Here is a 26,665-nt window from a genome sequence, read left to right on the forward strand (position 1 = left end):
CCTGCGGGTAAGATCAGGCGCATGAACATCACACGCCTGCTACTCACGCTGTTGTTTCTGACCATCTCGACCGCTGTTCAGGCGGAAACCGTCGATGGCCTCGAAGGCAAAGTCATGTGCGGTTACCAAGGATGGTTCCGGGTGCCGCAGGACGATGCTGGCGGCAACTGGCGTCACTACGCGAGCGGCTCCCGCTTCGAACCAGGGCGGTGCACCATCGACCTCTGGCCCGACGTCCGCGAGCTTTCTCCCGAGGATCGCATCGACACTCCGTTTCGTCATGCCGATGGCAGTGTGGCCCAGGTGTTCAGCTCGCCGCGACAATCGACGGTCGCCATGCACTTTCGCTGGATGCAGGAGTATGGCATCGACGGGGTGTTCGTGCAGCGTTTTCCGACCGACTGCCGCGATCAGCGTCATCGCCAGACGATGGATGCGGTGCTGCGTTACAGCCAGCAAGCCGCCCGCGACACCGGCCGGCAGTGGGTGCTCATGTACGACCTGAGCGGCATGACTCCCAATCGCTTTGCCGAGGTCAAACAGGACTGGCGGCACCTGCAGCAAACCTTGAACGTCGCCAACGCCGAGCACGATCCCGCTTATCTAAAGCATCGCGGCAAACCACTGATCGCCCTCTGGGGACTCGGCTTTAACGACCGGGCCGCTGGGCTCGACGAGTGGCGACAGCTGATCGATTTCTTTCAGCACGAAGCCATCGACGGCGGCTTTAGCCTGATGCTCGGTGTGCCCACCTACTGGCGCACGCTCAATCGCGACACGATCGACGATCCCCGCCTGCACGACTTGATGGCTCAGGCCGAGGTCGTTAGCCCGTGGGCAGTCGGTCGCTTCGGCACCCCGGCCGAGGCCGCCCGCCACATCCAGTCGGTCGTGCCCGACGATCTGGCCTGGTGCAACGAGCGGAAGATCGACTACCTGCCGGTCGCGTTTCCTGGGTTCAGCTGGCACAACCTGATGGAGCTTCGCGGTCAGAAGGCCAAGCTGAACGCCATGCCGAGGCTCGCCGGCGAGTTCTTCTGGAGCCAGGTTTGGAACTACCACCAGCAGGGTACCCGCATGCAGTACGTTGCGATGTTCGACGAGCTAGACGAAGGGACCGCCATTTTCAAAGTCCGCAACGACCCGCCGGTCGGGGAGTCGAGCTTCGCCGCCGAACCCGGCCTGCCCAGCGATCACTACCTGTGGCTCACCGGGCAGGTTGGCCGCATGCTGCGGGGCGAGGGCGACTTTGCCGCCGAGGTGCCAAAACGCGAGCAGTAGCCCAATCCCCCCGGCGGGGAGGAGCCTCCTGCCCCCCCTGCCAGCTGCCAGAATCTCGCGAATTGGCCGATTTTGCTAGCGTTTGGGGGTCCAAATTCCCGTCCGCGTGCAGGTTCCCCCCTTTTACCTCGACTCACCAACGTCTATATTACGGGGCCGTCGAGTGTTTTTTGCTGCTCACCTTAGGGTGACTAAACGCAACCCCTTACCCAGCGTATTGTTACGATGACTATCGATAAGAGCCTGAAAGTAAAGCGTGGCATGGCAACCAACCGCAGCGTGATGACACGCGTGGAACGGCTCAAGGTGCTCGTCGAGTCGGGCCGCTGGGAAGAAGGCGACTCGCCGCTCGGCTTGCCGAAGGTGCGGGTTCGCAAGCTCACCATGAAGAAGAAAAAGAAGAAGTCGAAGGACGACGAAGATTAATCGTCGCCGCGGCCTGCGGGTCGCGCTGCTCCGCTTCTCCTCTCTTTGCTGCTGCCAGCAGTGCTGGTAAATCGACCTTGCCAGCTCAAGTCGGCCTTGACCTCTGCCAGCAAACCAGGAATCATCCGCCTCGCCGTCGGCGAGGCGTTCTTGCCGGCGATTCCTTTTGCCCGTCCTGCCGGCGAGGTTCCCGATGCGTCTTTGCTCGTTGTTTGCACTGCTGTTGAGTGCTGCGCTGCCTGTTTGCTCGTTCGCTCAAACCGACCGCCCCAAGCTGGCCGCTTACGAGTCGCTGGTGCTGCCGACCAACGTCGCCAAGCAGGCAACCTTCACCAAGGCACCCGCCAAGCAGGGCGATCGCATCGATCAGCAGCTGGAAGTCTCGCTCGAAATGAAATCGACGGTCCGCCGTGGCCAGCAGGTGGTCGACACCAGCGATAACACCATCGGCCGTACCCAGCACCGCACGGTGCTGATCGACCGCGTCGGCGAAGGCAAAACGAGTGCTGCCCGCGTGTACTTCAGCAAGTACGATCGCCGGAAAGATACCGAATCGGTCAAGCAACCTGTGGTCGGCAACACGTACGCCTGCGTTCGCGAAGCGGACGATACGCTCACCGTGACCCGGGCCGACGGCAGCTTTGCCACGCCCGACGAGTTCTCGCTGGTGAGCGAGAGCATGGTAGCGCTCGGGCGTCCGAATCCGATGGCCGACTTCCTCGATGGTCGCACCCTGAAGGTCGGCGAAACCGTGGAAGTACCCAAAGAGGTCGGCGACGCACTGCTGTCGGCCGATGGCACCCTCGGCACGGTCGCCACGTTTCGACTGACGCTCCTGGAGCATGTTGTCGACCAGAACCTGGCTCGCTTCCAAATCGAGATGGAAACCGCAGGCGCCGAGACCACACAGCTCAAGCTTTCGCTGGCCGGGGAGTTGGTCGTCGAGTCCGACACCTGCCGCACCCGGGCGATGTCGCTTAGCGGACCGCTCGCCATGGCCACCACCATTGGCAGCTACAGCTCGGCCGAAACCACGTTCGTCAGCGGTAAGCTCAACGTGCAGATGCAGGCCAAGTACAGCAAGTAACCGCCGCCCCGTGCAAACGGACGCAAGTTACTCGGGGAACTCCATCTCCACCGCATCGGTGCGATAGATCGGCATATGGCGGTAGTAGACCTCCAGGGTCATGCACCCCAGAGCGGTGCAGTAGAGCCGACCACCTTTTTCGCTATCGTGCCCGTTGTTCACGAACCAGCTGCCTTTCAGGTGGCCCTCTTTCTCCTGCGTTTTGATCAGCTGATCCCGCAGGCGTTCGTTCCATTGACGCCACATGGGGCCGCGGCCATTCGTGTACTGGAACAGCAACTGAGCCGCGTAATAGTTGTAGTAGTAGTCGCTTGCCGAGGGTCCCACGTTGGCAATCCGCTCGACGCCTTGAGTGATCCCCTGGCTGTCTTTTTTCCAACCGAGGTACATCCGGCAGAGCAGGCCGACGGAACTCATACCAGGGCGATAGCCGCCGTTCTTGCCTTCGGGCATGTAAGCGTACGCGCTGCCGTAGTCGTCTTGCTCCACGAAGTCGAGGAACCGCATCGCTCCCTCCACCGTGGAGTGAGGCACCTGCAAGTTGGCCAAGTGGGCGCTCTTGAGGGCCATGAGCTGCCAACCGGTGACCGAAGTGTCGCCGGCCATCTGGTAGTTGTAACGCCAGCCGCCGTCGTTGGGATTCTGCGACGACACGATGTAGTCGATCGCAGCCTGAGCGGGCATGGCCAGCTGACTTTCGTTGGTCATGCCGTAGGCCTCGCACATGGCGATGGCCGCGATGCCGTGGGCGTACATGGTGCCGCCGTCGGCCCAGGAGACGCCTGCCCCCTGGCGGGGCTTCTCGCCCATCCGCACCAACGCGTCGAGTCCACGACCCACGACCGAGCGATATTTGCCTTCGAACCGCGTTTGGCCAGCTCCCAGGAAGGGCAACAGCGCCAAGGCAGTCGCCGAGCGGTACGAGTCTTCAATCGAGCCAGGATTGCCACACTGGCCTTGGCAGGTACCACCCCGGTGATCGAGGTGCCAAGAGCCATCGCGGTTCTGGTGTTCGGCTAACCAGGCGAGCGCGGCTTCCACGGCCGCTTCGCTCGAAGCGTTGCCGCCGCCGTCGCGTACGGCTTTTGCGCGGGCTGCATGGCCACGGCCGGTGTACTCGCCTTCGTCGTACGAGCCAATGCCCGCGGTCGCCACCTCAGGAGCGCTGGTGAGGCCGAAGTCCGAAAGCTCCACCGCAGCCGGCGGGGCGGAGAACTGATCCTCGAACAGCGACTCTTTCACCACCTCTTCAATGGCTTCCACGTCGGGCTGGTCGACGATTTCTTCAGGAGTGATCTCCACGTCGACTTCGCTGAAGTCGACATCCGGTACATCCAGCACTTCGTCGTTAATGTCTTCCGAGGGGGCCGACGACAGCAGCGCGGTCACCTGCGGCGGCATCGGCACGATCATCAGCGCCAGCGCGATGATGATGACCATGTGCACGATCAAGCTTGTCATCCAGCTTGCACCACTGGTGAAAAACCGGCCGAGAAAACCACGCGAATCTTCTTCGAGCAGCTGGTCGTCAGCAGCTTCCGCCTGCGCTCGCTGTGGCTTGGGGCTCTGTCCCTTATTCGGTTTATCTGCCACCGCGCTGCCGGTCACAATGTTGACGGGTAGATCAGGGGAAGATGATGATGTAGCCATGTACCTCTCGCACCCGTTTAAGTCATGGGACGACTTCGTCTAGCAAAAGAGAAGGAGCCAGACCTGTTCCATCTTTCTATCCTAACAAATCGCCTTGCGACCGGCCAGTTATTCGCTTTGCTTAATTCCCTAGTTTCTCAGGGCAATATGCCTCGCTAAAGGCCGAAATACCCGTATCCATGGCGTAGTCGCTATCGCGGGAAACGCTTTGCCCTCAGGCACCAGCAGACCTATAATTTCGCCGCAGATACCCGCCCCATGCTAGGACGCTTTGTCATGCCGCTGACCACCGATACCTACTCCAGAATAGTCACAAAACCATTGCTTTTGGTACCTGTTTTGTGCCTATTTGCGGTCGTCGCGGGGAGTTTCGCCCACGCCCAGCCAGACCAGGCCGATGCGGCTGACCCCGCCGAACAGCAGCAAGAGGAGAAGCGACCTGCGCGATTGCTCCGGCTGCGTCTGCCGATCACCGGCAACGCCGATTCGGCTTTTCGCAGCATGCTCGACCGCACTCGCAAGCAACTGCTGGCCGAGCCGGGCAATGGCCAGCGTCCGGTGATTGTCATCGAATTCGTCCCCCTGGCCGGGGCCGACGGTTTTGGGCAAGGCACCGATTTCTCCCGCGCCCAGTCGATCGCCCGCTACCTAACCAGCACCAACATGACCGGCATCGAGACCTGTGCCTTTCTTCCCCAGAGCATCAAAGGCCACAACGTTCTGGTCGCCCTCGCTTGCGAGAAGATCGCGATCGCCTCGACCGCCGAGTTCGGGGAAGCCGGCATCGACGAAGATCCGACTCGCCCGATCGATCCGGCGGTGATCGAAGGTTATCGCCAGATCGCCCGCGACCGCCGTACCGCTCCCGAAGCGATTGTCGTCGGTCTGATCGATCCCTCGGTCGAAGTGCTCAAGGTGACCACCGAAGCGCGGAACGAGTACATCGAGGCCGACCAGCTCGAAGCACTGGAGCAAAAGGAAACCGTGATCGATTCCACCACGTTGATCCCGGCCGGATCGATGGGATTGCTCTCCGCCAGCGAAGCACGCGATTCAGGCACGGTGCGTCTGAAGCTCGATACCCTAGATGAGCTTGCCAGAGATCTTGGCTTGAAGGATGGGTCGCTCTCCGAAGCGGCCAGCATGGTAGCCGACTGGCGTCCCGTGATGTACACGCTGGAAGGGCCTATCGATGCTTCGTCGCAGCGCCGCGCGGTGCGGCTGATCGACAACGAAATCTTGATGAACGACAGCAACTGGATCGGCATCCGCATCCACAGCTTCGGCGGCCGGCCTTCCGCCGCGATGGGGCTGGCTTCGTACCTGGCCGAGATCGGTGCCGATAACCGCCGAGTGGTTGCCTACGTGCCGGAAGAAGCGGGCGGAGTCGCTGCACTGGTTGCCCTGTCGGCCAACCAACTGGTGGTGCACCCTGGAGCCAAAATCGGCGGCGAAAACGGCATGCCGCTCGACGAATCGCAGATCGCCGCGCTCCGCGATGCGATCCAAGCGACGATCCCCAATACCACGCGAACCTGGTCGCTGCTGCTGGCCATGGTCGATCCCGATCTCGAGGTGTTCCGCTACACCAACACCCAAACCGGCGCCGAGCGACTTTTTTGCGAAGACGAAGCCAAACAGCAAAGCGACAGCAAAGACTGGCGCCGCGGCGATCCGATTACCACGCCAGGCGAGGTACTCAAGCTCGATAGCGACCAACTCGTCGCCTTCGACATTGTCAGCCATGTGGTTCGCAACGCGGAAGAACTCAACCAGATTTACGGTTTCGAATCCAGCCCGCCCGAAGTCCGTGTGACCTGGACTCAAGAAATTGCCGAGGGACTCGCCTCGCCCGGCGTCGCGGTACTGCTGATCGTGATTGCCTTCTGTGGTATCTATTTCGAACTCCACACCCCCGGCATGGGCATTGGTGGCTTCATCGCCGCGCTCGCGATTTTGCTGTTCTTCTGGAGCAAGGCGACCGATGGCTCGGCCTCCTGGCTCGAGATCCTGCTGTTCGTCGGCGGCATGCTCTCCATCATGCTCGAAGTGTTCGTGCTGCCGGGGCTCGGCATCTTCGGACTCGGCGGCGCCCTGATGGTGGTCGCTTCGCTGGTTCTGGCTGGACAGCACCACCTGATTCCGCGAACCGCCGAAGACTACCAGGAGCTGCAAACCTCGCTCGCCGTGGTGGCGACCTCCGGCATACTTATGGTGGTAATGGGGCTGGTGCTGCGCCGGTTTCTGCCGAGCATTCCGATCCTCAACGAGATCATGCTCACCGGACCTGCTGGCGAAGAACTGCAGCAGCTCAATTATCGAGAGAGCCTGGCCGAGTTCTCCCACCTGATGGGCCATCGCGGCGTAACGACCACACCGTTGATGCCATCAGGACGAGCCGAGTTCGATGGCGAGTTGGTCGATGTCATCGCCGTGGGTAGCGCCATTGATCGCGGCGCAACGGTCGAAGTCGTCAGCACCCGCGGCAGTCGGGTTGAAGTTCGCGAAGTACAGTAGAGCAGGGCAGGGTAGGGGGCTAGCCTTGGCCAACCGCGACTAGTCGTCGTCGCTTTCGTCGCGACTCTCCGCCACATTTACGTGCGCCGGCTTTGGCAGCCGCATCCCCTTCGGCATGGCCTTCTCCAGGATGTCTTCTACTTCCCGCGCAGAGAGCATCCCTTGAGGCGTCTCACTGGCATTCATCTGGCTGGCGCGCCTTGATCGCTGTCCGCAAAGGGGGCAAGTACGTTGTGCATCGTCTCAATCCCGCGTGCCTGTAAATCTCTGGGGGGCTTGGCTCGCGTCGGATGGAAGGATCTCCCTGCTTCCATCCAGCTGCTTGCCTGTGCAAATGCCTAGTGCTTGGTCACCGCTGGGCATCCACAGCAAATACTCTCATTAGGTGAATTGCTATAGGATACATCGGTTTCCTGCAGCACGCGGAACTAGCAGACAAACACTAGCAAGTTTGCGCTTAGTTGTCGGCCGTATATCTCACGACCGCTATAACCCAACCATGCCAGAAATAGCCAGTTTCCCTATGCCGCGCGTCGCTGATCCACCAGCACCGGAGGGGCTGGGCTCGGGGCGGTTGTCGTCTCCAACAACGCACGCCCTGCGTAGTAGGAGAGCACCTCGCTGGTGAGTGCCTGGTAGTCGGATGCTCCGGCCGAAGTCGCGTCGTACCCAAAGATCGACTGCCCAAAGCTCGGAGCTTCGGCCAGGCGGATGTTGCGGCGAACCCTCGAACTGAACAGCCGCACGTGCTGCCATACCGGACCTTCGTCCCGCAGGCGCGAGAAGTAGTCGTCGACGTCGCTGGCGACTTCGTTCGCGAGCCGAGTGCCCGACTCGTACAAGCAGAGCACCACGCCGGCCATGCGCAATCGGTCGTTCAAGCGGCTGGCTACCAGCCCGACGGTTTGCATCAGCTTGCTCAAACCATGCAGTGCGAGGAAGTGCGGCTGCAACGGCAGAAACACATCTTCCACGGCCGCCAGGGCGTTGAGCGTCAGCAGGCCGAGCGATGGGGGGCAATCGATGATCAGGTAGTCGAGGTCGTCGGCCACCTTCGCGAGCTTGTCGCGGAGAATCACTTCGCGCCCGACGACGCCAGCCAGTTCGATTTCGGCCGCTGCTAGATCGAGATGCGCGGCCGCCACCTTCAGTCCGTCGTCCACGGTGCGCCACATGCCAGCGAACTCTGCGTCGCCGGTCAGTAGATGGTAGGTCGTGTTCCGGGGGCTGCGAGGGTCGACCCCTACGTGCAGCGTTGCGTGAGCTTGCGGATCCAAGTCCACAAGACCGACACGCTTACCGGCCTTCGCCAAGCCAGCGCTCAGGTTCACAGCAGTGGTGGTTTTTCCCACACCACCTTTTTGGTTGATAATGGCAATCGAGCGCATAAGGGGCAATCCTTTGCCGACGCAGGTCTGGAAGCAGTACTATTCGGGCGACGAGTTTAGAAGACCAAGGCTAGCCGTCACAGAGCAGTTCTCAACGGAGTGCTAGCACGCAGCCCTTTGAAAACCAAGCTACAACTCGGCGATGCGGTTCACCGGCTGAGGATTCGCCGAGACCTCGGTGGCCATCCATTCGTCGAGCAGCACGCTGGTTTCCCCCTCCACTCGTTCGAGCCGCCGCAGCCAGGTGCTGCGGAGCAGCCCGTAGCTGTCGAACAGCTCGGGAGCGAAGAACCCCATGGCGGCAGCCGCCACGCGGTGGTTCTCTTCGTTGTTCGGTCCGTACTCGTTGCACAGGTTACGGAACGTCGCGATCGTGCCTCGCAGTGTCGACCAATCGGCCGATTCGCCGCCGCGGGCCACTCGGCTAGCGGCTCGCTGCCCGTGCTTCACCACCTGGCGAGGATCATGGGCAAACGGCGCGACCTGGGCAAACGGCAAGTAACAAGCCACGAGTTCGTCGGTCAGGCTGCGGAGCTTGCTTCGCAAGTCGCGGAACCGCACCACGTCGCGGAACGCGGTATCGTCGCGGTTTGCGATCAGTCCATTCAAGCGTTTCGTGATGTCGCGATGCCCGGCCAGGATGTTCGTGGTAATCGGCGCCGTGTCTTGTCGGCCGGCAGCGGTGTCGTGAGCGTAGCCCAGCGCGGCCAGCGTGCGGGCGAGCACTTCGCTCACTTCAATCTCGGACGCCAGGCGGTACAGTCGCGGCGTCAGCGGGCGGCTGTCCGATTTCTCGGCTGCTTTCGCGTAGGTTCGTAAGTCGTAGCCCCAGCGGTCGAATCGGCATCGCGAAGCGACCCAGTAGTCGACAATCGACTGTTCGTCCAACGAGGGTTGTTCGTTCGCAAGCCAGCGGGCGTTCGAGGCGAGCAGTCCGGCTACTTCGAGCAGTTCTTGCAGTTGCATCGGCAATATCGGGGGGACACGGCGCGGGGTGCCTGGGTGGCAGGGGGAGTGAGCCAGAAAGCAAAGCAGCGGCCGGAGCCAACGGCAACCGACCGCTGCAAAGCCCTTCTCTGGAGAACCTGCTTACCCTTTATGCACCCCTCGTGCCAAACGTCGGCCGACGAGCTGTAACACGTTGTTTTCAGGGGTTTCTGTCACCGAGTGCCGAATCCACCCAGCGTCGACGTTGCCAAATGGCTACACCAGCCATCCCGGCCATGTTGCCGGATTGCACCTTTCGACCCCGATTTGCACCATCGCCCAGCAAGTCGCTAGGGCTGCCGAGTTTCGATCTTCAGAAAGAAGCGGTACACCGCCTGCGGCATCGGCTGCACCGGGAACTGCTCGCCAGGCGTCGCTTCGCTTGTGAGCAATACCGCGTCGTTCCACTCATGGCTGACCGAGGGAACCCCTTCGGCGTTCAGGAACAAGTGATCGCAGTTCGGTGCTATCATCGGTTGGGTCAGCGAGCGAACGCTGCCGTCCTGGAAAAGCACGTTAACGAACTGCCCACCGTGGTTGTCCGACGTGCGGAAGTTGTCCACGCGACTCGGCGTGTCCGACAGCACCGGCACCCGGCAATTGCTCGTGTCTCGCGCCGGCAGATAGAACCGGCCATTCACGTGCCCAGGCTGATAGCCATAGCTGCCCGACGAATATCGCTTAATCTCCACGAGCCAAGGGCCTTTGGCCATCGACAAGTCGGCCAGCGACGGAACGTGGAACGTTTGCGAACGCTCCATCAGTCGCTCCGCCAGCGGCGACGAAGGGCACACCAACAAGCGGTCGAGTTCGCCGGGAGCAGTGATGTCGGAGTCGAGCAAACGCGAGGCAAAAATGCCCGCGTGTTCGTAAGGTCGCACCACCGGATAGTAATGGCCCGAGTTGTATTCGGCATACTGGCTCATGTAGTTGCCGAGTTGCCGTAGGTTGTTTGTACAAGTCAATTTCTGATTCGCGTTGCGATTGTTGTAGATCGCTGGAATCAGCAAGCTGCCGATGGTAATGAGAATACCAATGGCAACGGTCATGTCCATCGGCGACATGAACGCGTGGACCGATCCATAATTCAGATCGGGCTTCAATCCGTCGGTCTCCGACGGACAGACGATACTGCCGGAGAGGATGCCGGCCGTCGTGCGATCGGCCAGGTCGCTCGGCATGTCTTCGCACTCGCAGTCGTCCTCTTCGAACCCCTGCAAGCAACATTGAATCTGATCCAGCTCGGCCCGCAGATCGGGATCGCTGGCCAGCAACTCTTCGACTTTCTGGCGATCAACATCGTCCAGTTCATCCAAGGCGTAGGCTATCAGATCTTCGCGCATCGAACTTATGCAGAAATTAAGACAGTAAAAAGGATACTCAAGGCATGTCAAAACCCGCCCTCGAGCCGGTACGAAGCTCGAGGGCGGGCGAAGTTGACGGTTTGTTGTGCAAAGCCACCGCTCTCTGTCATGCGGAGTCAGGTCAGCTACTTAGCGACCTTTCGGCATTGCACCGCCTCGTTCTCCATTCTACTACGCGACGACTGGTTGCAGCGTTCGCTGCTTATCGCCGTGTTTTGGGGCAATTATTCGCCCCGACGTCCGTTCGACTCGTTCCAAGCGTCACCGAGCTGTTGAACAGCCGAGTGCAGCCGGCTCTTAACCGTACCAACCGGTACAGCCAGTTCTTCGGCCGCTTCGCGGTACTTCATGCCGCGGAAGTAAACAAGCGAAATCGCAGCCGAAAGCTGCTCGGGCAGCGCGGCCACGGCGTTGCGAACCCATTCCATCCGCTCACGCAGGTCGAATCGCTCGGCGGGACCCATGTCCTCGCTCTCGAGCAGATTCATCAGGCTGCCAACTTCCGCATGTGCAGTCCGCTGCTGACGATCGAGACTCGCCAGCTGGTGTCGCTTGTTGCGACGTTGCAGATCAATCGCTTGATTGGTTGCGATGGTATAAAGCCAAGGACGGAACTTCCGCTTGCCGTCGAACAGGTGGCTCTTGCTGTGCACCTGCAGGAACGTGTTTTGGAAAGCGTCCTCCGCCAGCGCGGCATCACCAAGAAAACGACGCAGGTAACTAAACAGCTCCCGCTCATAACGACCGACCAGCTCGCTAAGAAGCTGCTCGTCGCCCGAGTCGCGGTACTTCATGAGTAGTTGTTCGTCGTTCATGGTCATTGCCGAGGTTTGGTAGTCTTCGGTGCGTCCAGTCAAATCTTCCTTGCGTGTGGTCATCATCATGTTTCCGAACTCCTCAATCTTGAGAGTTCGACGCTCAGAGGAACAGATCCGTCATTCCCCTCCCGTCTAAAATGGGTACCCGCCATCCTCGCATTCTACGCGACTCCATGGACAGCGGGACAACAAACCGGCTGGAGTTTCTGGGTTCCACCCCTCGCGGCCGGTTATAGCGTTTTTTAATTTGCAAGCCTTGTGCCAATCGCCTTGCTGGCGGTGCTATCAGGTTGCTTTTCCATCGCTGTAAACCCAGTACATCGCATTGGTTACGCAGCGAGTGGGGTTTTTTGTTCGCTCCTATTTCGCCAATTTCCAAATGTTAACGACTGCCAAAATTGCACATGATTACACAGCACATTGTATTAAGGTGAATCAGTTGGGCTGCCAAAATGGACACTTTGAACTCACGGCTTTCCGCACCCAACCCGCCGCGTCCGCCATACTCCAGCGAATCCGGCAAAATCGCTTGCTTCCGCTTATTCGTAAGTCCTTATTGATAGACCACTTAAGCCGTCCGAGCGCCACGCTCCGGGGAAAGGTATTTCGTCGCCCAGAGGGCTATCTTGTCGCTCGATTCAAGCTAGTTCGATAAGTGCAGCACCTCTGCAACTCGCTGCATTACTCCTATTAGACCACAGCCGAGGAGGAATACCAGGAAAAGTTGGCCACTTTGGCAGCTTCTTCACCTTCCCACATACAGGCAAAAAACCAGCCCCAAGGGCCAATTTTCCCCCACCGACCACCGGTCAGCATCCCCCGCGGCAAATAGATTCCCAATTTACCCACCGATGGGAAAATTGAATCTCCGCGCACACTACAAAACCAGCGGTTTTCGAACTGGAATAGATTCCCATTTCCCAAAACGCATCGAGTGGGAATCTATTTTCGCGGTGGGAATCCATCGCAAGTCGTTTGTCACCAACAAGTTGCATTAACACCTCCGGTGAAAGTGCCCAGAATAGATTCCCAGCCATGGGAAACTATTTTGGGAGGGGACGGATTGGGGATCTGGGATTGCGGATTGCGGAATGGGAATAAGCGGATGTCATCTTGAAGGAGCTTCCAGCGACTGAAAGATCTCAGCTAGCCATTTCGAGCGTGTCACCAACGAGCGCCCTGTAGGATGGGACCAGGAGCGACAGCGACGCAGCCCCATCACCTGCGTTACCAACGCGCGCAGCAGCGAACCCAACGCAAGGGCCATCGCGGTCAGAGACCGCTCCTACAGCGCGCTTGCCTGATGATTGGCCTTACTGGTTTTCATATTCACTCGGTTACATCATTCCACCTTCCAACAACGAACTACTGACCATAAACAACGGACCAAACAAACTGTCCATTAGAACACCACCGGTGGCCAATTCCCAGCACAAAATCTCACAGCGCGCGAAATGACTGGGATCGATAGTGGATCACTGTGTTAGATGACCTCGGAGACCAGTTTTCGCATTCAGTAGAAAACTACTAGTTGGCGACGCCAAGAACGAGCGGTTCCGCACACGCAGAAGGAATCCAGCAAGAATAGTCGCATAACTGCCGAAACAGCAGATTCTGGCGAATCTGGGGCGACTCGTTTTCTGCGACGTCGGAACCCCAGCAAGTCAGGCAGAACGCCCACTTCGCCGCTGCAAGCAGCGTGGGCTTCAAGTACAATCGAGGGTTCACGAGCTGCAAGTATTCAGCAAGCCCTTCGGACTCTCTCGGAACACAAAATGACGACCGCCCGTCGCGTTGTTGCCACCCTCTTGTTCGCCGCGATTGCCTCCCCCACCTTGGCAGTGACCGCGGTTTGGATTGGTCCCGAAACCGGCGACTGGACCGACCCCACCAACTGGTCGACCGGCCAAGTGCCTATTGTTTATCAGACAGCAATCATCGACAACGATGAGTCCCGACACTCGCAGGTCTTCGTTTCTGACCCACTATGGGGAGTTGGAAGTTTGACCATTGACTACCTCGATACGCTCATCCTCGAAAATTTCTCTGCTGAAGAAGTGCATCTAGCAGGGGAGTTTGTCGTTTTGGAGGACGGGCGGTTCGATCTTAGGAATAACCTGGACATTGAGGAGACCGGCCATCTCGAAATCAATGGGATCTTTAGTTCGCTATACAAAAGCTCTTCTACGGGTAATTCGATATGGAATCGCGGGTCTATTGATGGGGCTGGAGTGCTGGAGCTTTCAGACAGTTTGCGGAACGATGGCACTCTCAGTGTAAATGGTGAGGGCAAACACCTATCCGTCACTCTGGGAAACAAAACCGAAGGGAGTTATATCGTCGGTACGAATGGGGGACTTATTCAAGCCACTTCAGGGGGATCGTTGTTGTTGAGTAGAACGTTCGCTTCTATAGGAGCTAGATTGTTGAACTATCAAGACAGCACTCCTGGGCGGATTGAGGCATTGGCCGGTTCGAGCCTCACGATCCGTTCCTTAATCATCGAGGGTGGTGTTGTTAGTAGCGAAGTGCAGGACGACTCTCATGGCAATCTGCTGATTGAACAAAGTCAACTTGACGGAGTTCAGCTGGAGGGGGAAATCGACCTCAAGTATGTAACACTCACAGGGGCTGTGCAGAATTTAGGGCAACTAAACTTGACCTACAATTGCGGCCTTCTTGGAACGCTGTCGGGTGGTGGGGTCGTTCAGTTCGCCCATTCCTCCATCACTTACAATACTGGTTATGGTCGAGACGCCACGTTCGTCAACGAAGACAACGTACTGCGCGGACAAGGTACCTTTGAAAGCGGAAACATGGTCAATCGAGGTACCATTGAGACTGGCTTTGGCACTGAAGAGCCGGTGCAATTGTCAGATTACAAGGGCCTTGTTGACTAACTCCACTCGAACTGTGGAAGCCCGAGTTGGGTGAATTGATTGATGATTTTACAGGGCCTTGTTGACTAACTCCACTCGAACTGTGGAAGCCCGAGTTGGGTGAATTGATTGATGATTTTACAGCGCAAGCGGGCTTCCGTTTGTTGGTTTTCGAATACTCGGTTTTTGAGATGGCTCCCAAAGCTTTGTTTCACTCGGTACATGGTCGTTTCCGCCAAGCTTCTACGATGATAGCCCACTTCCTCTTTCCAACTCCTACGCCCCTTGCGTCGAATCTGACGAATTGCCTCGTCCCGGGGCAAAGGCTCCTCCGCAGAGTTGCCATGTTGTTTGATCTTGGCGTTGTGCTGCGGCGGAATCACCGGCTCAATGCCTTCGGATTCCAGCCCTTCATAAACCTTCCACTTGTCGTAACTACCGTCGCCGTGAAACTTTTTTACGGGCTGCTCCACCTGCTCCAGCATTTCGGGAACCGCATCGGCATCGTGGCAACTGTTCTCGGTCAAAATCTCCGCCACAATCTCGCGGGTGTCAGGATTCACCGACAAATGCAGCTTCCGCCATGTCCGCCGCTTCGACTTGCCATGCGTCCGCATCTTCCATTCGCCCTCGCCAAACACTTTCATGCCGGTGCTATCCACCACGATATCGATGTCGCCCCTCTTGTTAGCGATATCGAGCGAAACATTCAGCTTGCTGGCTCGCTTGGCGAGCGAAGAATAATTGGGAATCGCTGCCTCGACGCCCAACATCGCCACCAGCGAGCGGCCGAATCCCTCAGTCTGCCGATAGGGAAGTTTCAGCAGTTCGCGAATCGTCAGCAAGCACTCGATCGCCGTATCGCTGAAGACAAAAGGGCGACCGACTTTTGTCTGGTCGTTAGGATGTTCCCAGTTCTCCAACGCCTCGTCGCTAAACCAAATAGTGATGTTTCCACGCTCGATGAGCGACTTGTTATACTCCTTCCAGTTCGTGACTTTGTAGGTTCGTTTTTCTTTCGTAGCCATGTTCGATCTCCGTAAAAAAGGTACGTGGTTCCATTCCACGTTAGTTTTTACGGAGGTTTGTGACTAATTGTTCAACAAGGCCGATTACAAGCTGGAAATATTTGGAGGTCTGATTGCAAACATGGGGACTATCAGGGCCACTCCAGGCAATCACCTTTCGATTCAATATCAGACTATCAACAATACATCGGGGGATGAGGCCGGCGTGATGGAGGCGTTGCCCAACGGTCTCGTCACGCTAGAAAACAGTACTATTGAGGGAGGAATCGTCCGTGGTATCGCTGCGGCTCCCGATTCAGGCGAGGGGAATGGCATCATTCAGGGGGCTGGAGGTCTTCTCAAGAATGTCACACTAGAAGGCAATGTAGGAAATGAAATATCGAGTTTCTCAATCGCCGGGCAAATTGAAAACAGGGGGCTTTTTGCTTTCAATCAGTTGGACGTCACAGAAGACGCGGAGATCGTCGGAGGAGTGGTCTATTTGCGCGGAGAAACTAACATCTCCTCTTCCCAGTCGACATTAACCCTTACGAACACGGTCGTGCAGGTTGGCCAAGGTTACGCACAATCTCGACTGAGTGATTGCACGATAGTCAACAATAGCTTAATTCAAGGTGTGGAAGGATACTTCTCTTTCGGAAGCAAATTAAGCGTTGTTAACCACGGAATTGTTCAGGCCGAGCCTGGAAGTACTCTGAGATTCACTTCGCTGAGCACCGATGTCGGTCAGCAAGGATTCCTGTATGCAAAACCGGATAGCATTATCCAGGTGACTAGCATGGTGCGCGGCACGATTGGCTGTCCTGCTGGAGAGATTTGCGGAACCGGGACTGGTGAAGTATCTGCCGGATACGTGCAAGACGTGACCAAACAACGCTTACTTGCATCTCAACAAAGGCGAATTGGCTGGTCAAATCGAGAATAACGGAATGTTGGAGGTGGGGATCGGACTGAAAAAGGGTGACCTGTATTTGTCAGGTTCAGGAGAAATGCGACTGTCGGGAGAGCGTTTTTCCGGATACTCCGGAGATCTAGTGAACGGCATCAATCACACTATTGCTGGTCATGGCGACCTGAGTAACTCAGGGGGAGCCTTGATCAATCAAGGATTGATCCATGCAGATACTGGGCTACTCGATCTGTCCACTGCGCTACGGCAGGAAGGTACCGTTCGGGCCTCCGGCCAAGGCAAGATCGTCATGTCTGGATTTAAATGGTCATTCGAAAATCGCGGTCGAATCGTTGTGGGGGGGCAAGGCATCGAAGTATCTGAGCCAATCTACAATCTTGCAGGAGGTGAAATCTTCGTTGAATCCGATCTGACGGCATTTGTATCCAACCACCCAGGTGGATTCGTTTATGGGGCAGGAACAATATCGGGCTTATGGGGAAACCACTCTGGACTTGCATGCGAGAACGCTGGAGTTCTTGCACCGGGGGAATCCATCGGTAACTTGACTCTTTCTGGGAGGTATGTACAAACCGCCGAGGGAACATTGCAAATCGAAGTCGCCGGATTTGCGGCCGACTTGCACGATCAACTGTTGTTTAGCCATATTTCTTCTGCAAGCTACGACAACTTGGCACAACTGGCTGGGACGCTAGAGTTCGTATTTGCCGACGAACTGGTTGTCCAAGCGGGCGACCAGATTGAGTTTCTGCGTTCCAACGTGGATACACGTATCGCACGAATCACTGGGCAGTTCGACGCGATCGTCGGCTTGCCAGAACTAGAAGATGGTCTCGTTTGGCGGATGCTGTACGAGCCGACTACCGTCTCGGCCCTGGTCACGTACGCGGGCGACTTCAACGCCGATGGCTTGGTTGATCTGGCCGATTACACGCTCTGGCGCGATCAACTCGGCACGACGAACCTGTCGCCTTACACCGGTAGCGACAGCGATGGCAACCGCACCGTCGACCAGCAAGACTACCTGATCTGGCGCGAGCAGTTCGGCCTGCACCTGGCGCCCCCGCCCGAGAGCGTCGCCATCCCCGAGCCAGCGTCGGCCGTCATGTTGCTACTCGGCCTGCTGGCGATGTCGCGGTGCGGTGGAAGAATGCGGTAGAAGTGGTGCCGCTCTTTGCAAGAATGCTTCCGCCGCTCCGCGGCTGGACTAGGTGGATAGCAGCTAAAGAACACGCTTCCATTCCCTGAAAGGGAATCGGCCCCCAGCGAAGGGTTGCACTACTCTTTCAACCATCCGGTAACTTTGCCCTCGAACGATACTGCATGTTCGCCGGTCGCGAAGGGTAGCTCGGGAAACTCCTCGCTTGTGTCGTGCTGATCGCGAACCATTTTGCAGAACTGGATGGTGACCGGAACTTTGCTGACTAGCTTGCCGTTCAACGAAAAATGGTTGTCGCCGGAACGTTGCATGGTGCCAGTGAATTCGACCAGATGGTGCTGGGGGTCATCGTTTCTGCCGCCGGCCACGAAGGTTTCTCCCGGCGGGAGCTCGAAAGCGATCAATTCATAATCAAACGTAGAAGCACCGGCCGCCGGTTTTACCAGCTCCTGCTTCAGCATCCCCTCGCCCTCGTAATCCAGCTTCGGACTGTCGTCACTTGTCATGACCACATAAATATAACTCGGATCGGATGGGTGCAGACCGTCGGCCGGCTCGCTCGGCGGATCATTGGTGCACCCCACCAAGGTAAGCGAGAAGAGAATGAGCAAGACGGATTGGCAGCGCGCGTTCAAACGGTTCATCGGTGGGCAGTGCTTACTCATCCAATCATCTTAAGAGCCGCCGCGTTGTGCTGCAAAGTGCAGTCGATCCACGCGGTGCTAACCTAGCGAACCTTAAAGCGTCGCGCGCCGGCCCATAGCGTTGCTCCCAATGCGAGCAGCACTAGCGACGTTGGTTCCGGAACGCGGCGTCCCTCGAGGTTCACCGCCAGGTCGTCGGCCGTGAGCAGCCCGTCGTAGATCGCAATGTAGTCGATCGCTCCTTGGAACCACTCCTGCGAGGCTTCGGCGATGCCGTCGCCGTCGCGGTCGATCGCGAATCCGCCGATGCCAAAAATGCCCGGCACGCCAGCCAGGGCACTCGGGTCGGCGCTGTTCCACGTGCGATCGTTCAGAATCAGCGTCGGGATGGTCTCACCAGCCGAAAGGTCGGCCGCGTACACGTCGGCCACCGCTTGCCCAGGCGTCGAAGTCAGGTCGATCACCGCTGCGTAATACAGCCAGGTCCCTTCCGTATCGTACTCGGCACCGATGCCGACGTCGCCAAAGTTGTTGCCGATGATCGAGCCGACGCCGCCAGTGGAACCCGCGCCGACATTGTCTTCGTCCTGAATCAAGTAGTAGCCCCGATCGCTGCCTGGACGAGTTTGAAAGATGTAGTTCACTGCCGAGCCGGTGGTCTTGGCATCAACCCGCACGATCGTCTCAATCGTAAACTGGTTAGGACTCGCAAAGCCATCGGTGATGATATCGTCACCGGTGTCGTCGGGCGTTCCGTTGTCGTCGATGGTGATCTTGCCGGTCAAACCAGCGCCGGCCGTCGACGACTGCGACGAGTCGACATAGTAAGGGCGAAACGCTTGGCCTACGCCCATGTAGCCGGGCTCGAAGATGATGTCGCCGGCGGTGCCGGTCACCACGACATCGTCGCTGGTATCGCCGGGCGTGCCGTTGTCGTCGATGGTAACGCTCCCTTCGCCAGGCGCGGGGTTCAGGTCCAACGTCCCGACCGAGTCGGCCATCTCGTTGCCAGCGTTGAAGTCCCACAGATGCAGCAGCTCGGCTGTTGCGGGAGCGATCGCCCCCACGGACAACCCGGCCAAGGCGAGCAGCGAAGCACAAATTCGGATTCGGATCATGAGTCGTATCTCCCAGTCAGAAGCGCACGCCGAGACACCTGCCCGACGCCCCCACGGTCAACAGAAGAAAAGCACAAAAGACGAGATCGCGACGCCAGACCTCCTCCGCCCAGCACCGCAACTACCGGCGTATTGTACGGATTAAGACAAACAAGTCCACTAAATACCATCGATCGACCCACGCACGCAAAAAGCCATGCGACTGCTAGCTTACCGGCCCAGGAGGACCCGCAAGATGAACGAGCAACGATCGAGTCGCGCTCACGAAGTAATCTCGCGCGATAGATTCCCAACGCCGTGCAACTGAACTACTACCGGCTAGAAGCCGGTAGGTTTGGAAAGAGTTCGTGAGCTACGGACTGAAGTCCTTCACTCACGAAGGCGTTACGCGGAAGTTATCTTCCCCGTCGCTGGGCTCCGTTCCCCGCTGACCCTGGATATACGCGGTGATCGCTTCCTCAGTCACACTTCCGCTAGACGCCACAAAGTACCCGCGGGCCCACAAATGACGCCCCCAGTACTGCTTTTGCAGATGCTGGAACTCCATCAGAAGCTTTCGCGAACTCTTGCCCTTGAGATACTGCATGATCTTGCTGGGCGAGAGATTCGGAGGGCATGACAACAAAACATGCACATGATCAGCCGAGACCGCCCCCTGCAGTATCTCAATATCGTTGGTCCGACACACCTCACGCACGATTTCACGCACCCGTACCCCGACGTCACCTCTCAGGATCGCCTTGCGGTACTTCGTGACCCACACGAAATGGTATTTCAAATCAAAGCGGCTATGTGCTCCAATCCGGTAACTATCCATCCAAGTAGTATATGAACCTGAAGGTTTCGCCTGAAGGCGAGGGTTCTAACCCCATCGGTTGGATAATAGATTCCCATGGGTGGGAAAGTATTTTGAGTTGGATGTTGGGAGTTGGAAGTTGGGAGTTTGAAAGGGCAGTAGGGTGGGTCCAGGAGCTTCCAGCGACGCAGCCCCACCAACGCATTGCCACACGCGCAGCAGCGAACGCCAGCGCAATCGGCATCGCGGTCAGAGACCGCTCCTACAGCGCGCTTGCGTGGTGCATGGCCTTACTGATTTTCATGTTCACTCGGTTACATCTCTCCATCCTCCAACAACGGACTACTGACCACAAACAACGGACAACACACCAACTGTCCATTAGAACACCACAGGTGGCCATTTCCCAGCGAAAACTGGTGAGAATCCAAGCACCAAATTCACCCTCCGCTGGCGGCCAATATAAAGACGCAGGTCGGGCTATCAGGCCCGGGGAGGGTAGCCTCAGGTCGCGGCGAGCCAATGGAAACAAACCATTCCCTGGGACTAGCGTCCCAGGCCACGCACTACCGCCGATCGGTAGCCGGCGTTCGTTAGCTGCTCAGTTCTTCGAGGTCGCGACGCCCCACACCAAGCATCCAGCCCACTGCTGGCGATTGGGCAACGTAACGGATCATCATCGAGCCGTTGCTACTGCCATGCGATCTACAAACGCTGTCCGCGACAAGCCAGCAGTGGCACCGAAAAAGAATGGCTAACAGTGCCAGCCTCTTGTGTGCACAGCACTGGAACGGCTAATTGAGTGTTGGGCAACTGAGTAAACGATCCTGGCCACGGAAGGCCATTATATACATGATGCTTCGGTGTTATCGTTCAGCGGTTCTTCGCTTCTGGGTAGTCAAGTTGCAACATCGTGCAATTGCCTTAGTATTGCTGACTGGTTGCGGGGATCGTAATGACCGGTAAGTTCCGCTGAGATTTCAGCCTGGCGTGTTTCTTAACTCAAGGAATTTCAGTGGTTTTTGGCTCGGCTGAGTACTTGGCCCCTACGGGCTGCCTGCGTGACATCCATGCGGAATACGCGACTACCCGAAACACTAGTTTACAATTTCACCTGTAGGGTCATCAGTTGGTTCTTGCCATTCCGAGTCGAACACGTCCTTTATTCGATCCAAACACTGCCGCTTGGTACAGAGAGAATTTTGTTCGTAAGCATTTGCAATATGCGTAGCCAAGTCTACCAGCATAATCCCCCAGTTCCCGGGGTCTTTCCAGATCCCACTAGCTAAAGTTACATGCTGCTTTCCGCCGGCTCCCCAGATCCTTGCTATTTCAACAGCCTGATCGTCCGCCAAGGCGGCAGGTGGGATTTCTAGGGGTTTCATAGTAGTCCTCCACAGAGATAGTGTGATCGCTAGCAATCGCGATGGAACTAAGGGCAAGGCGGCCTGCGTAGGTGTGCCCTCTTTTCGCCAATGGGTCTTACCTTGTTAGATACAGCATTTGAATCACTTGGATGTGTCCCACCAGTACGCCCCATGATGCGTGCATCCTCAGCGATCTCCCTCGCCGTTTTACCACCGAGAACTTCTTCTGTCGAGGCTGCACCAGTGTTAGGGTCATAGCGTCCTACGTTTTCCCAATGGTCCAAACGTGTATCGGTATCGCCGGACTGGCCGATGTATTGCTGACCAGGAAACCATTGATCCGGAAATTCATAAATCCCTTCGACATTATGCACCAATACAGCCAGACCGTCACCCACAATGTAGAAAGTATGCACACCTTCTACACTTAGGTTGTATGTATCAACCTCCGTCTTCTCCTCGGCGACCGCAATTACACGTACTTCTTCCAACTTGTCCGTCATCAACTCATCACCGATTTTCAGATCGACAGCATTTTGCCACCCCCGTTCGGTGGTCCAAATTGGGTGCTTGCCAGTGGCTCGATAGTGGGCATCCGACTTGCCATCGCCATCCTCGTCCACGTCGATGTGAATCAGCCGCTTAGTCCAGTTCTTCGGCACCGCCACGACCTTGTACGCCTTCGGTTTCTCGTCATCCTCGGGATTGTCGGCCAGCACCATGTCGCCTGGCTCAACATCTTCGATGGCCTTGGTTGATCCATCAGCCATCAGGATCAAAGTTCCAGGTGGGAAGCAGGGATCTTCCCAGAATCGCCATCTGCGGCGACCACAGGGAGTTCGTTGCATTCCGAACTTCACACCTTTGATCGCACCCGCTACTGTTCCAGCGGTACTACCAAGTCTGCCTGAACCGTCGGCGACCCGCTCCACTCGCTCAGCTTCGCTGAGTTCTTCACCTGTTTCGATATCGTATCCCGAGAATCCTTCGACCAGTTGGTTGGTTCCAATGAACTCTCCGACGCCAAGGCGAACTCCGTGCTTTTGCCCAACCGCGTATGCATGTCTGACATCCTGAACTGTAGCATTGACCGACCCACGAGTATCCAATCCTCCCTGGACCATCCCGCCAGCACTTCGAATCAGATTGCCTGCAAAAGCTCCGGTACCAGCGCCGTAATCGTTCTCGGTCCAATAGCCTGCCGCTTCAACTCCACTAGCAACGTAATCAGCACCTCCACTCGCGACATTGCCCCAAGCCTCACCCGTGTCGAGAGGATTCCAGCTTGCACGTGGGTGCCAGGGCATCACGAGTTTTTGACCGAACCAGTTAAACAAGCCCAATGGATCGGAATACCCCGTCGGCATCCCCCCCACATAGGCATACAGATTCATCCCCCCCCGCGTACCCAATCGGGTCCCGATTCACGAACCGCCCAAGCTGCGGGTGGTAGTAGCGGTAGCGGGAGTACTGGAGGCCTGTTGCCGGATCGAGTCTCCTGCCGGTATAGAGAAATCTATGGGAATCTTTGTCAAGCGTGGTTTCTTAGGGGATCATCATTTTCTCCTATTGTCGGATGTTTTATTTCGTTGAACCAAGACCGCTGGGGTATGCGAGTCATCGGACCTGCCGTCCGTGCTCAAACATCTATGCGGTGATCACCCGCCACTCCGTTGGCAAGTGTCCCATAAAAACGTCGGCGAAGAATGTCCCATTCACTCGTGCGCCGATCGGAGTCGCTCTCCGCCGGCATTCTCTATATCGAGATCATCCTGGCTTACGGTCGGTTCGTTCGTGGATGGCTACTTGGCCGCGGCAAACTGGTAGGCTCGTCCGTCGCGGAGCATGGCGTGGACGACCAAGAGCAGTCGCCGGGCAATCGCACAGGTCGCCTTTTTCTTGCCGGTGCGTTGGCTTAATCGCTCGAAGGTCGTCCGCCAGCGGCTGCTCGATTGCTTGACCCGGTGGGCCAGTTGAATCATCGCCCACCGCAACAGCGGCGAGCCCGCTTTGGTGATGCCCAAGGCCTTGCGGTGGCCATCGCTTTCGCGGAACCCGGGCGACAGTCCCGCAAAGGCGACCACCGCATCGCCGCTAGTAAACCGTCGCCAGTCGCCCAACTCGGCCAGTAGCACGTTGATGGTCACCGGACCTGCGCCGGGAAGCGTGGCCAACACCTCGCGGGCTTCGCGTTCGGCCAGCGGTGCCCGCTCGGCGAACTCACGCAACCGGCAATCGACGTTCGCCAAGTGGTGCCGGGCCTGGTCGAGGTCTTCCAACAGGTCGTCAACGAGCCACCGTTCTTCGTCGAGAAATTGAAACTGTCTGAGGGCCTTCCGCCCGATGCGAGTGAACAGGTCGCGGCGGTCGGCGTTGTAACGGGTCAATAGCGCGCGAATCGTGGTCTTGATCGAGGTGATGCGATTCTGCACCTTCTGCCGTCGGCGGATCAGCGAGCGATGTTGCCGCACGCGGGGCGTGGCTCGCCACGCTTCGGGGATCATGTTGTGAGCCAGAAAGTCGGCCAGCGTCTGGGCATCGATCTTGTCGCTCTTGCGAGTGCTGTCGGCGATGACGCGGAGTTTATGGGGGTGGGCGATCACCACCCGCCGGGCCAGCGGTTCGGCCAGGGCCGCAAACCAGTCGTAGCCGATGGTCGCCTCGACGGTGATGCAAAACTCCCCGAGCGAGGCGAGGAACTCGCCGATCTGATCGGGCTCGTCGCAGCGTAGTCGCTTTCGCTGGACGACTCGCGTGGAGTGGTCGTGCCATTCGACCACGCACAGGCTAACGGTCTTCTTATGCAAATCGGCACCAACGTACTTCATGGGAATCTCCTTGCGTCGGGGTGAGACGGGCGAATAACCGTCCGTCGGTGTACCACGCCCCGGTGCACGCGACAACGCACGCAACGGGCTGATTCCCATGTTTTCACTCGTTATCGATGTCGCTACAAGCAGTGTGTTTGCACCATTCGACACGGAGTCCGCGGCGTCCTTCGCGTAAGTCCAAGAGCAAACGCTCTTACTTCGCAATGCGGCCCGCAACGAGTAGTAGCGAGGCGAGGCCTGCCATGAGCATGGCGCCGGTCGGTTCGGGGACCTGAACTGCTGCGGGGGGCGATAGTCGGCTGCCGAAGAAGGCCTTCCACTCGGTGTATTGATCGAGACCGATGTCGGTACCGGCCACGTCGTTGGGCAGCGTTCCGGCCGGTGCGCCGAAGTTGTCGCGCCATACGGTGTAGTCGCCGAGGTCCACGACACCATCGTTGTTGAAGTCGCCCGGCAGCGAAGTGAGCATGTCGCGAAAGGCTTGCTCGCCTTCGGTCATGAGTTCCAGCAGCCCCGCGGTACCAAAGTCGTCGGTCACCGCAGCGAACGCCCCCAATTCCACATCAATCGGCTCGGTCGCCCACGATCCGAATTCATCGCGTTCGTAGCCGTTGAACTGCGACCGGTGGAACCATGGGATGTGTCCGTTCGGATTGACGCGGAGGCTGTGATTCGGATCCTTCATCGCCACGCGAGCGTCGTACATATCGGTCAGCAGTTTTTCGGAACCGTACAGTTCGTTCATTGGCGACACACGGACCCACTCCATCAGTTCGCGAAACGAGAGTCCATCCTGATTCAAGTCGGCCATCGTGAACCCGTCCTCGGTCACCTGCAACGCACTCACCACCGCAGCGGTAAACATTCCCTGTTAGGTCTTGAAGTTCTCGGTGCCGGGAAGTTGTGTTTCCTCCACCTGAGAGAGCTTGGCAAACGATAGGGCCGTTTGATACTCCGGCGCAGCTGCCAGCAGGGCCGTGCGTGGCAATGTCGCCAGATCGGTTGGCCCCGTAGAGCCATCCTCATGGCCATTCAAGGCAATCGCGTCCTCGCGCGAGGTCCAGAATCCACCACTATGGCAAGCGTCGAGCATAAAGACCTTGTCGACCTGTGCCCAAATCGGATCTCTGGTGAAGTACTCCGTCAAGGCGTCGTCGGACAACAAAGCATTGCGACTCAACACGAGCGCTTCGTCGCCGTTGGGCTCGCTGGATGTGCCGGTTCGCTGCACTCCATGCCCCGAATAATAGAACACAAAGTTATCGCCAGGTTGCAGATACTGTTTGACATTGTCGAGGCGAGCGAACACTTGCTCGCTAACCTCGGCAGTCGACTGCATGTTGTTATAGATATTTGGCAACACATAACGGCTGTAGCTTTGCATGCCAAACGCATCCTGCATGGCTTTGACCATCGCACTTGTGTCGCGGCCGGCATCGATCGCGGTGATGTCGGGCGCGCCGAGAAAGAACCCGTGCGTGGTACCAGCATTGGCCTTGATGTTATCGACCCAGACGTTGTCGACCGTTCCTCCATTGGGATCATTGACCTCGAAGGTGACCCGATCGAGCTGATTCCAGCCCGATAGATTGACGTGCGTGTACTGCGACTCATAGCGAGGTCGCAGCCCGTTTTCCGTTTCCACTTGCGTGATGTTGGGCAACTGGAGCGATACGGTTTTGGTCTGCAGTTCATTCCACCGCTCGGGCGAACTGGGATCCTTTGTTTTGTCTTCACGCCATCCGCGGATCGTGGCCGTCAGTGGCTCGGGATAACTGCGATAGTTACTCAACACCGGCGGGGCAATGTCGAGCGACCGCATATTAAGCCGCGGAAAATACGAAGCGGTGCTTCCCACTCTCAAACCATTGATCGGCGTGATACTCGTTGGGTCGTGCGTGCTTTGCCGCGACGCCCACTCCAAGTACGGGCGCACATCGGGAGGCGACTCGCCGCCGAACGAATTGTAGGCCTGCGAAACACTCGACGTGTAATCCCACTTGTTGTGATAGAACGGGTCGGTCCAACCAACCGGAGGTTCCCAAGTGCTGAGCGACGGGACCGCGCTAGGCGAGACATCCGACTGGCCGTATTCGTCGAATGTGACGGTTCGCGCACGTCGTCCCAGCCAATCGATCCCCAAGCGGGGGCAATGCCGATGACCGAGAAGCTCAACACGACAAGTAGTGTCGCACCAACAACAACCGGCAGAGTGATTCGCAACTTCAGGTCCCCAACATAAGATGCAGGACCGCACCCGCGGCCCGAATCGCCTATGCTAGTTACGTCCCCTGATCGGGTCAATATTTGCGAAAACAGCCTCTCCACAAGGCAATTTCCACCCCCCCGTCAGACGGGCAGACTCGAGCCAGCGTCGGCCGCCATGTTGCTACTTGCCCAGCGGAAGTGGAGCTC

The 26,665-nt window shown here is 57.8% G+C and carries 23 protein-coding genes and 1 pseudogene; 7 read left to right on the plus strand and 17 right to left on the minus strand.

Annotated elements, in window-relative coordinates:
* Positions 1-21 precede the first annotated feature (21 nt).
* The 3 genes from Pan181_RS25465 to Pan181_RS25475 all read left to right on the plus strand — a co-directional run bounded on the left by Pan181_RS25465 (position 22) and on the right by Pan181_RS25475 (position 2,794).
* On the plus strand, positions 22-1,281 hold the full coding sequence (locus tag Pan181_RS25465) for a glycoside hydrolase family 71/99-like protein (protein ID WP_145251766.1): 1,260 nt from the start codon (positions 22-24) through the stop codon (positions 1,279-1,281).
* A gap of 225 nt (positions 1,282-1,506) precedes the next feature.
* Positions 1,507-1,707 carry a small basic protein gene (locus tag Pan181_RS25470; RefSeq protein ID WP_145251768.1) on the plus strand — a complete coding sequence of 67 codons (201 nt, stop codon included), beginning with the start codon at positions 1,507-1,509 and terminating at the stop codon, positions 1,705-1,707.
* Positions 1,708-1,900: 193 nt separating this feature from the next.
* Entirely contained in the window at positions 1,901-2,794 is an 894-nt protein-coding gene (locus tag Pan181_RS25475) for a hypothetical protein (RefSeq protein WP_145251770.1), read from the plus strand.
* Positions 2,795-2,821: 27 nt separating this feature from the next.
* On the opposite strand, the gene Pan181_RS25480 is transcribed toward Pan181_RS25475, so the two are convergent.
* Entirely contained in the window at positions 2,822-4,444 is a 1,623-nt protein-coding gene (locus Pan181_RS25480) for a prenyltransferase/squalene oxidase repeat-containing protein (RefSeq protein WP_145251772.1), read from the minus strand.
* A gap of 258 nt (positions 4,445-4,702) precedes the next feature.
* Here Pan181_RS25480 and Pan181_RS25485 point away from each other — a divergent pair, with 258 nt between their 5' ends.
* Positions 4,703-6,961, plus strand: coding sequence for an NfeD family protein (locus Pan181_RS25485; protein ID WP_145251774.1), 2,259 nt, complete (start codon positions 4,703-4,705; stop codon positions 6,959-6,961).
* Between the two features lie 39 nt (positions 6,962-7,000).
* Here the strand turns inward: Pan181_RS25485 and Pan181_RS26410 are convergent, their stop codons facing one another.
* The 6 genes from Pan181_RS26410 to Pan181_RS25510 form a co-directional block, all read right to left on the minus strand.
* Positions 7,001-7,147 (minus strand): hypothetical protein, encoded by a 147-nt coding sequence (locus Pan181_RS26410; protein ID WP_197528713.1) that lies wholly within the window; start codon positions 7,145-7,147, stop codon positions 7,001-7,003.
* A 335-nt stretch (positions 7,148-7,482) separates the two neighbouring features.
* Positions 7,483-8,349: a ParA family protein gene (locus Pan181_RS25490; protein ID WP_145251776.1), complete on the minus strand. Its 867-nt coding sequence runs from the start codon at positions 8,347-8,349 to the stop codon at positions 7,483-7,485.
* A gap of 129 nt (positions 8,350-8,478) precedes the next feature.
* On the minus strand, positions 8,479-9,315 hold the full coding sequence (locus Pan181_RS25495; protein WP_145251778.1) for a hypothetical protein: 837 nt from the start codon (positions 9,313-9,315) through the stop codon (positions 8,479-8,481).
* 311 nt (positions 9,316-9,626) lie between these two features.
* Positions 9,627-10,679, minus strand: a complete 1,053-nt coding sequence (locus Pan181_RS25500) for an anti-sigma factor family protein (RefSeq protein WP_145251780.1) — start codon at positions 10,677-10,679, stop codon at positions 9,627-9,629.
* A gap of 245 nt (positions 10,680-10,924) precedes the next feature.
* The gene (locus Pan181_RS25505) at positions 10,925-11,584 is read right to left on the minus strand and encodes an RNA polymerase sigma factor (RefSeq protein ID WP_231943705.1); all 660 of its coding nucleotides are present in this window, start codon (positions 11,582-11,584) and stop codon (positions 10,925-10,927) included.
* A gap of 1,461 nt (positions 11,585-13,045) precedes the next feature.
* Positions 13,046-13,246, minus strand: a complete 201-nt coding sequence (locus Pan181_RS25510; protein ID WP_145251782.1) for a hypothetical protein — start codon at positions 13,244-13,246, stop codon at positions 13,046-13,048.
* A gap of 47 nt (positions 13,247-13,293) precedes the next feature.
* On the opposite strand from Pan181_RS25510, the gene Pan181_RS25515 reads away from it, so the two are divergent.
* Positions 13,294-14,418 carry a hypothetical protein gene (locus tag Pan181_RS25515; protein ID WP_145251784.1) on the plus strand — a complete coding sequence of 375 codons (1,125 nt, stop codon included), beginning with the start codon at positions 13,294-13,296 and terminating at the stop codon, positions 14,416-14,418.
* A gap of 65 nt (positions 14,419-14,483) precedes the next feature.
* Here the strand turns inward: Pan181_RS25515 and Pan181_RS25520 are convergent, their stop codons facing one another.
* A complete protein-coding gene (locus Pan181_RS25520; RefSeq protein WP_145244898.1) occupies positions 14,484-15,425 on the minus strand; it encodes an IS5 family transposase in 942 nt (313 codons plus the stop codon).
* Between the two features lie 67 nt (positions 15,426-15,492).
* Here Pan181_RS25520 and Pan181_RS25525 point away from each other — a divergent pair, with 67 nt between their 5' ends.
* A complete protein-coding gene (locus Pan181_RS25525; RefSeq protein ID WP_145251786.1) occupies positions 15,493-16,350 on the plus strand; it encodes a hypothetical protein in 858 nt (285 codons plus the stop codon).
* A gap of 571 nt (positions 16,351-16,921) precedes the next feature.
* On the plus strand, positions 16,922-17,494 hold the full coding sequence (locus Pan181_RS25530; RefSeq protein ID WP_145251788.1) for a hypothetical protein: 573 nt from the start codon (positions 16,922-16,924) through the stop codon (positions 17,492-17,494).
* Positions 17,495-17,613: 119 nt separating this feature from the next.
* Here the strand turns inward: Pan181_RS25530 and Pan181_RS25535 are convergent, their stop codons facing one another.
* From Pan181_RS25535 to Pan181_RS25565, 9 genes and pseudogenes are all read right to left on the minus strand, one after another.
* Complete coding sequence (locus tag Pan181_RS25535) at positions 17,614-18,138, minus strand: hypothetical protein (protein WP_145251790.1); 525 nt, start codon at positions 18,136-18,138, stop codon at positions 17,614-17,616.
* Positions 18,139-18,221: 83 nt separating this feature from the next.
* On the minus strand, positions 18,222-19,256 hold the full coding sequence (locus tag Pan181_RS25540) for a PEP-CTERM sorting domain-containing protein (protein WP_145251792.1): 1,035 nt from the start codon (positions 19,254-19,256) through the stop codon (positions 18,222-18,224).
* 373 nt (positions 19,257-19,629) lie between these two features.
* The gene (gene tnpA / locus Pan181_RS25545; protein WP_145247389.1) at positions 19,630-20,073 is read right to left on the minus strand and encodes an IS200/IS605 family transposase; all 444 of its coding nucleotides are present in this window, start codon (positions 20,071-20,073) and stop codon (positions 19,630-19,632) included.
* Positions 20,074-21,149: 1,076 nt separating this feature from the next.
* Positions 21,150-21,437 carry a DUF5076 domain-containing protein gene (locus tag Pan181_RS25550; protein ID WP_145251794.1) on the minus strand — a complete coding sequence of 96 codons (288 nt, stop codon included), beginning with the start codon at positions 21,435-21,437 and terminating at the stop codon, positions 21,150-21,152.
* 47 nt (positions 21,438-21,484) lie between these two features.
* Positions 21,485-22,813 (minus strand): polymorphic toxin-type HINT domain-containing protein, encoded by a 1,329-nt coding sequence (locus Pan181_RS26415; RefSeq protein WP_197528714.1) that lies wholly within the window; start codon positions 22,811-22,813, stop codon positions 21,485-21,487.
* Positions 22,749-22,886 (minus strand): annotated as a pseudogene (locus Pan181_RS27100) (hypothetical protein); the annotation flags it as partial. The gene Pan181_RS26415 and the pseudogene Pan181_RS27100, both read right to left, overlap by 65 nt.
* 335 nt (positions 22,887-23,221) lie before the next feature.
* Entirely contained in the window at positions 23,222-24,247 is a 1,026-nt protein-coding gene (locus tag Pan181_RS25560; RefSeq protein ID WP_197528511.1) for an IS110 family RNA-guided transposase, read from the minus strand.
* Between the two features lie 196 nt (positions 24,248-24,443).
* Complete coding sequence (locus tag Pan181_RS26420) at positions 24,444-25,115, minus strand: hypothetical protein (protein WP_197528715.1); 672 nt, start codon at positions 25,113-25,115, stop codon at positions 24,444-24,446.
* Between the two features lie 6 nt (positions 25,116-25,121).
* The gene (locus Pan181_RS25565) at positions 25,122-26,393 is read right to left on the minus strand and encodes a caspase family protein (RefSeq protein ID WP_145251798.1); all 1,272 of its coding nucleotides are present in this window, start codon (positions 26,391-26,393) and stop codon (positions 25,122-25,124) included.
* Positions 26,394-26,665: the final 272 nt, after the last annotated feature.

Origin of the sequence: Aeoliella mucimassa, assembly GCF_007748035.1 — a bacterium.
Lineage (GTDB): Bacteria > Planctomycetota > Planctomycetia > Pirellulales > Lacipirellulaceae > Aeoliella > Aeoliella mucimassa.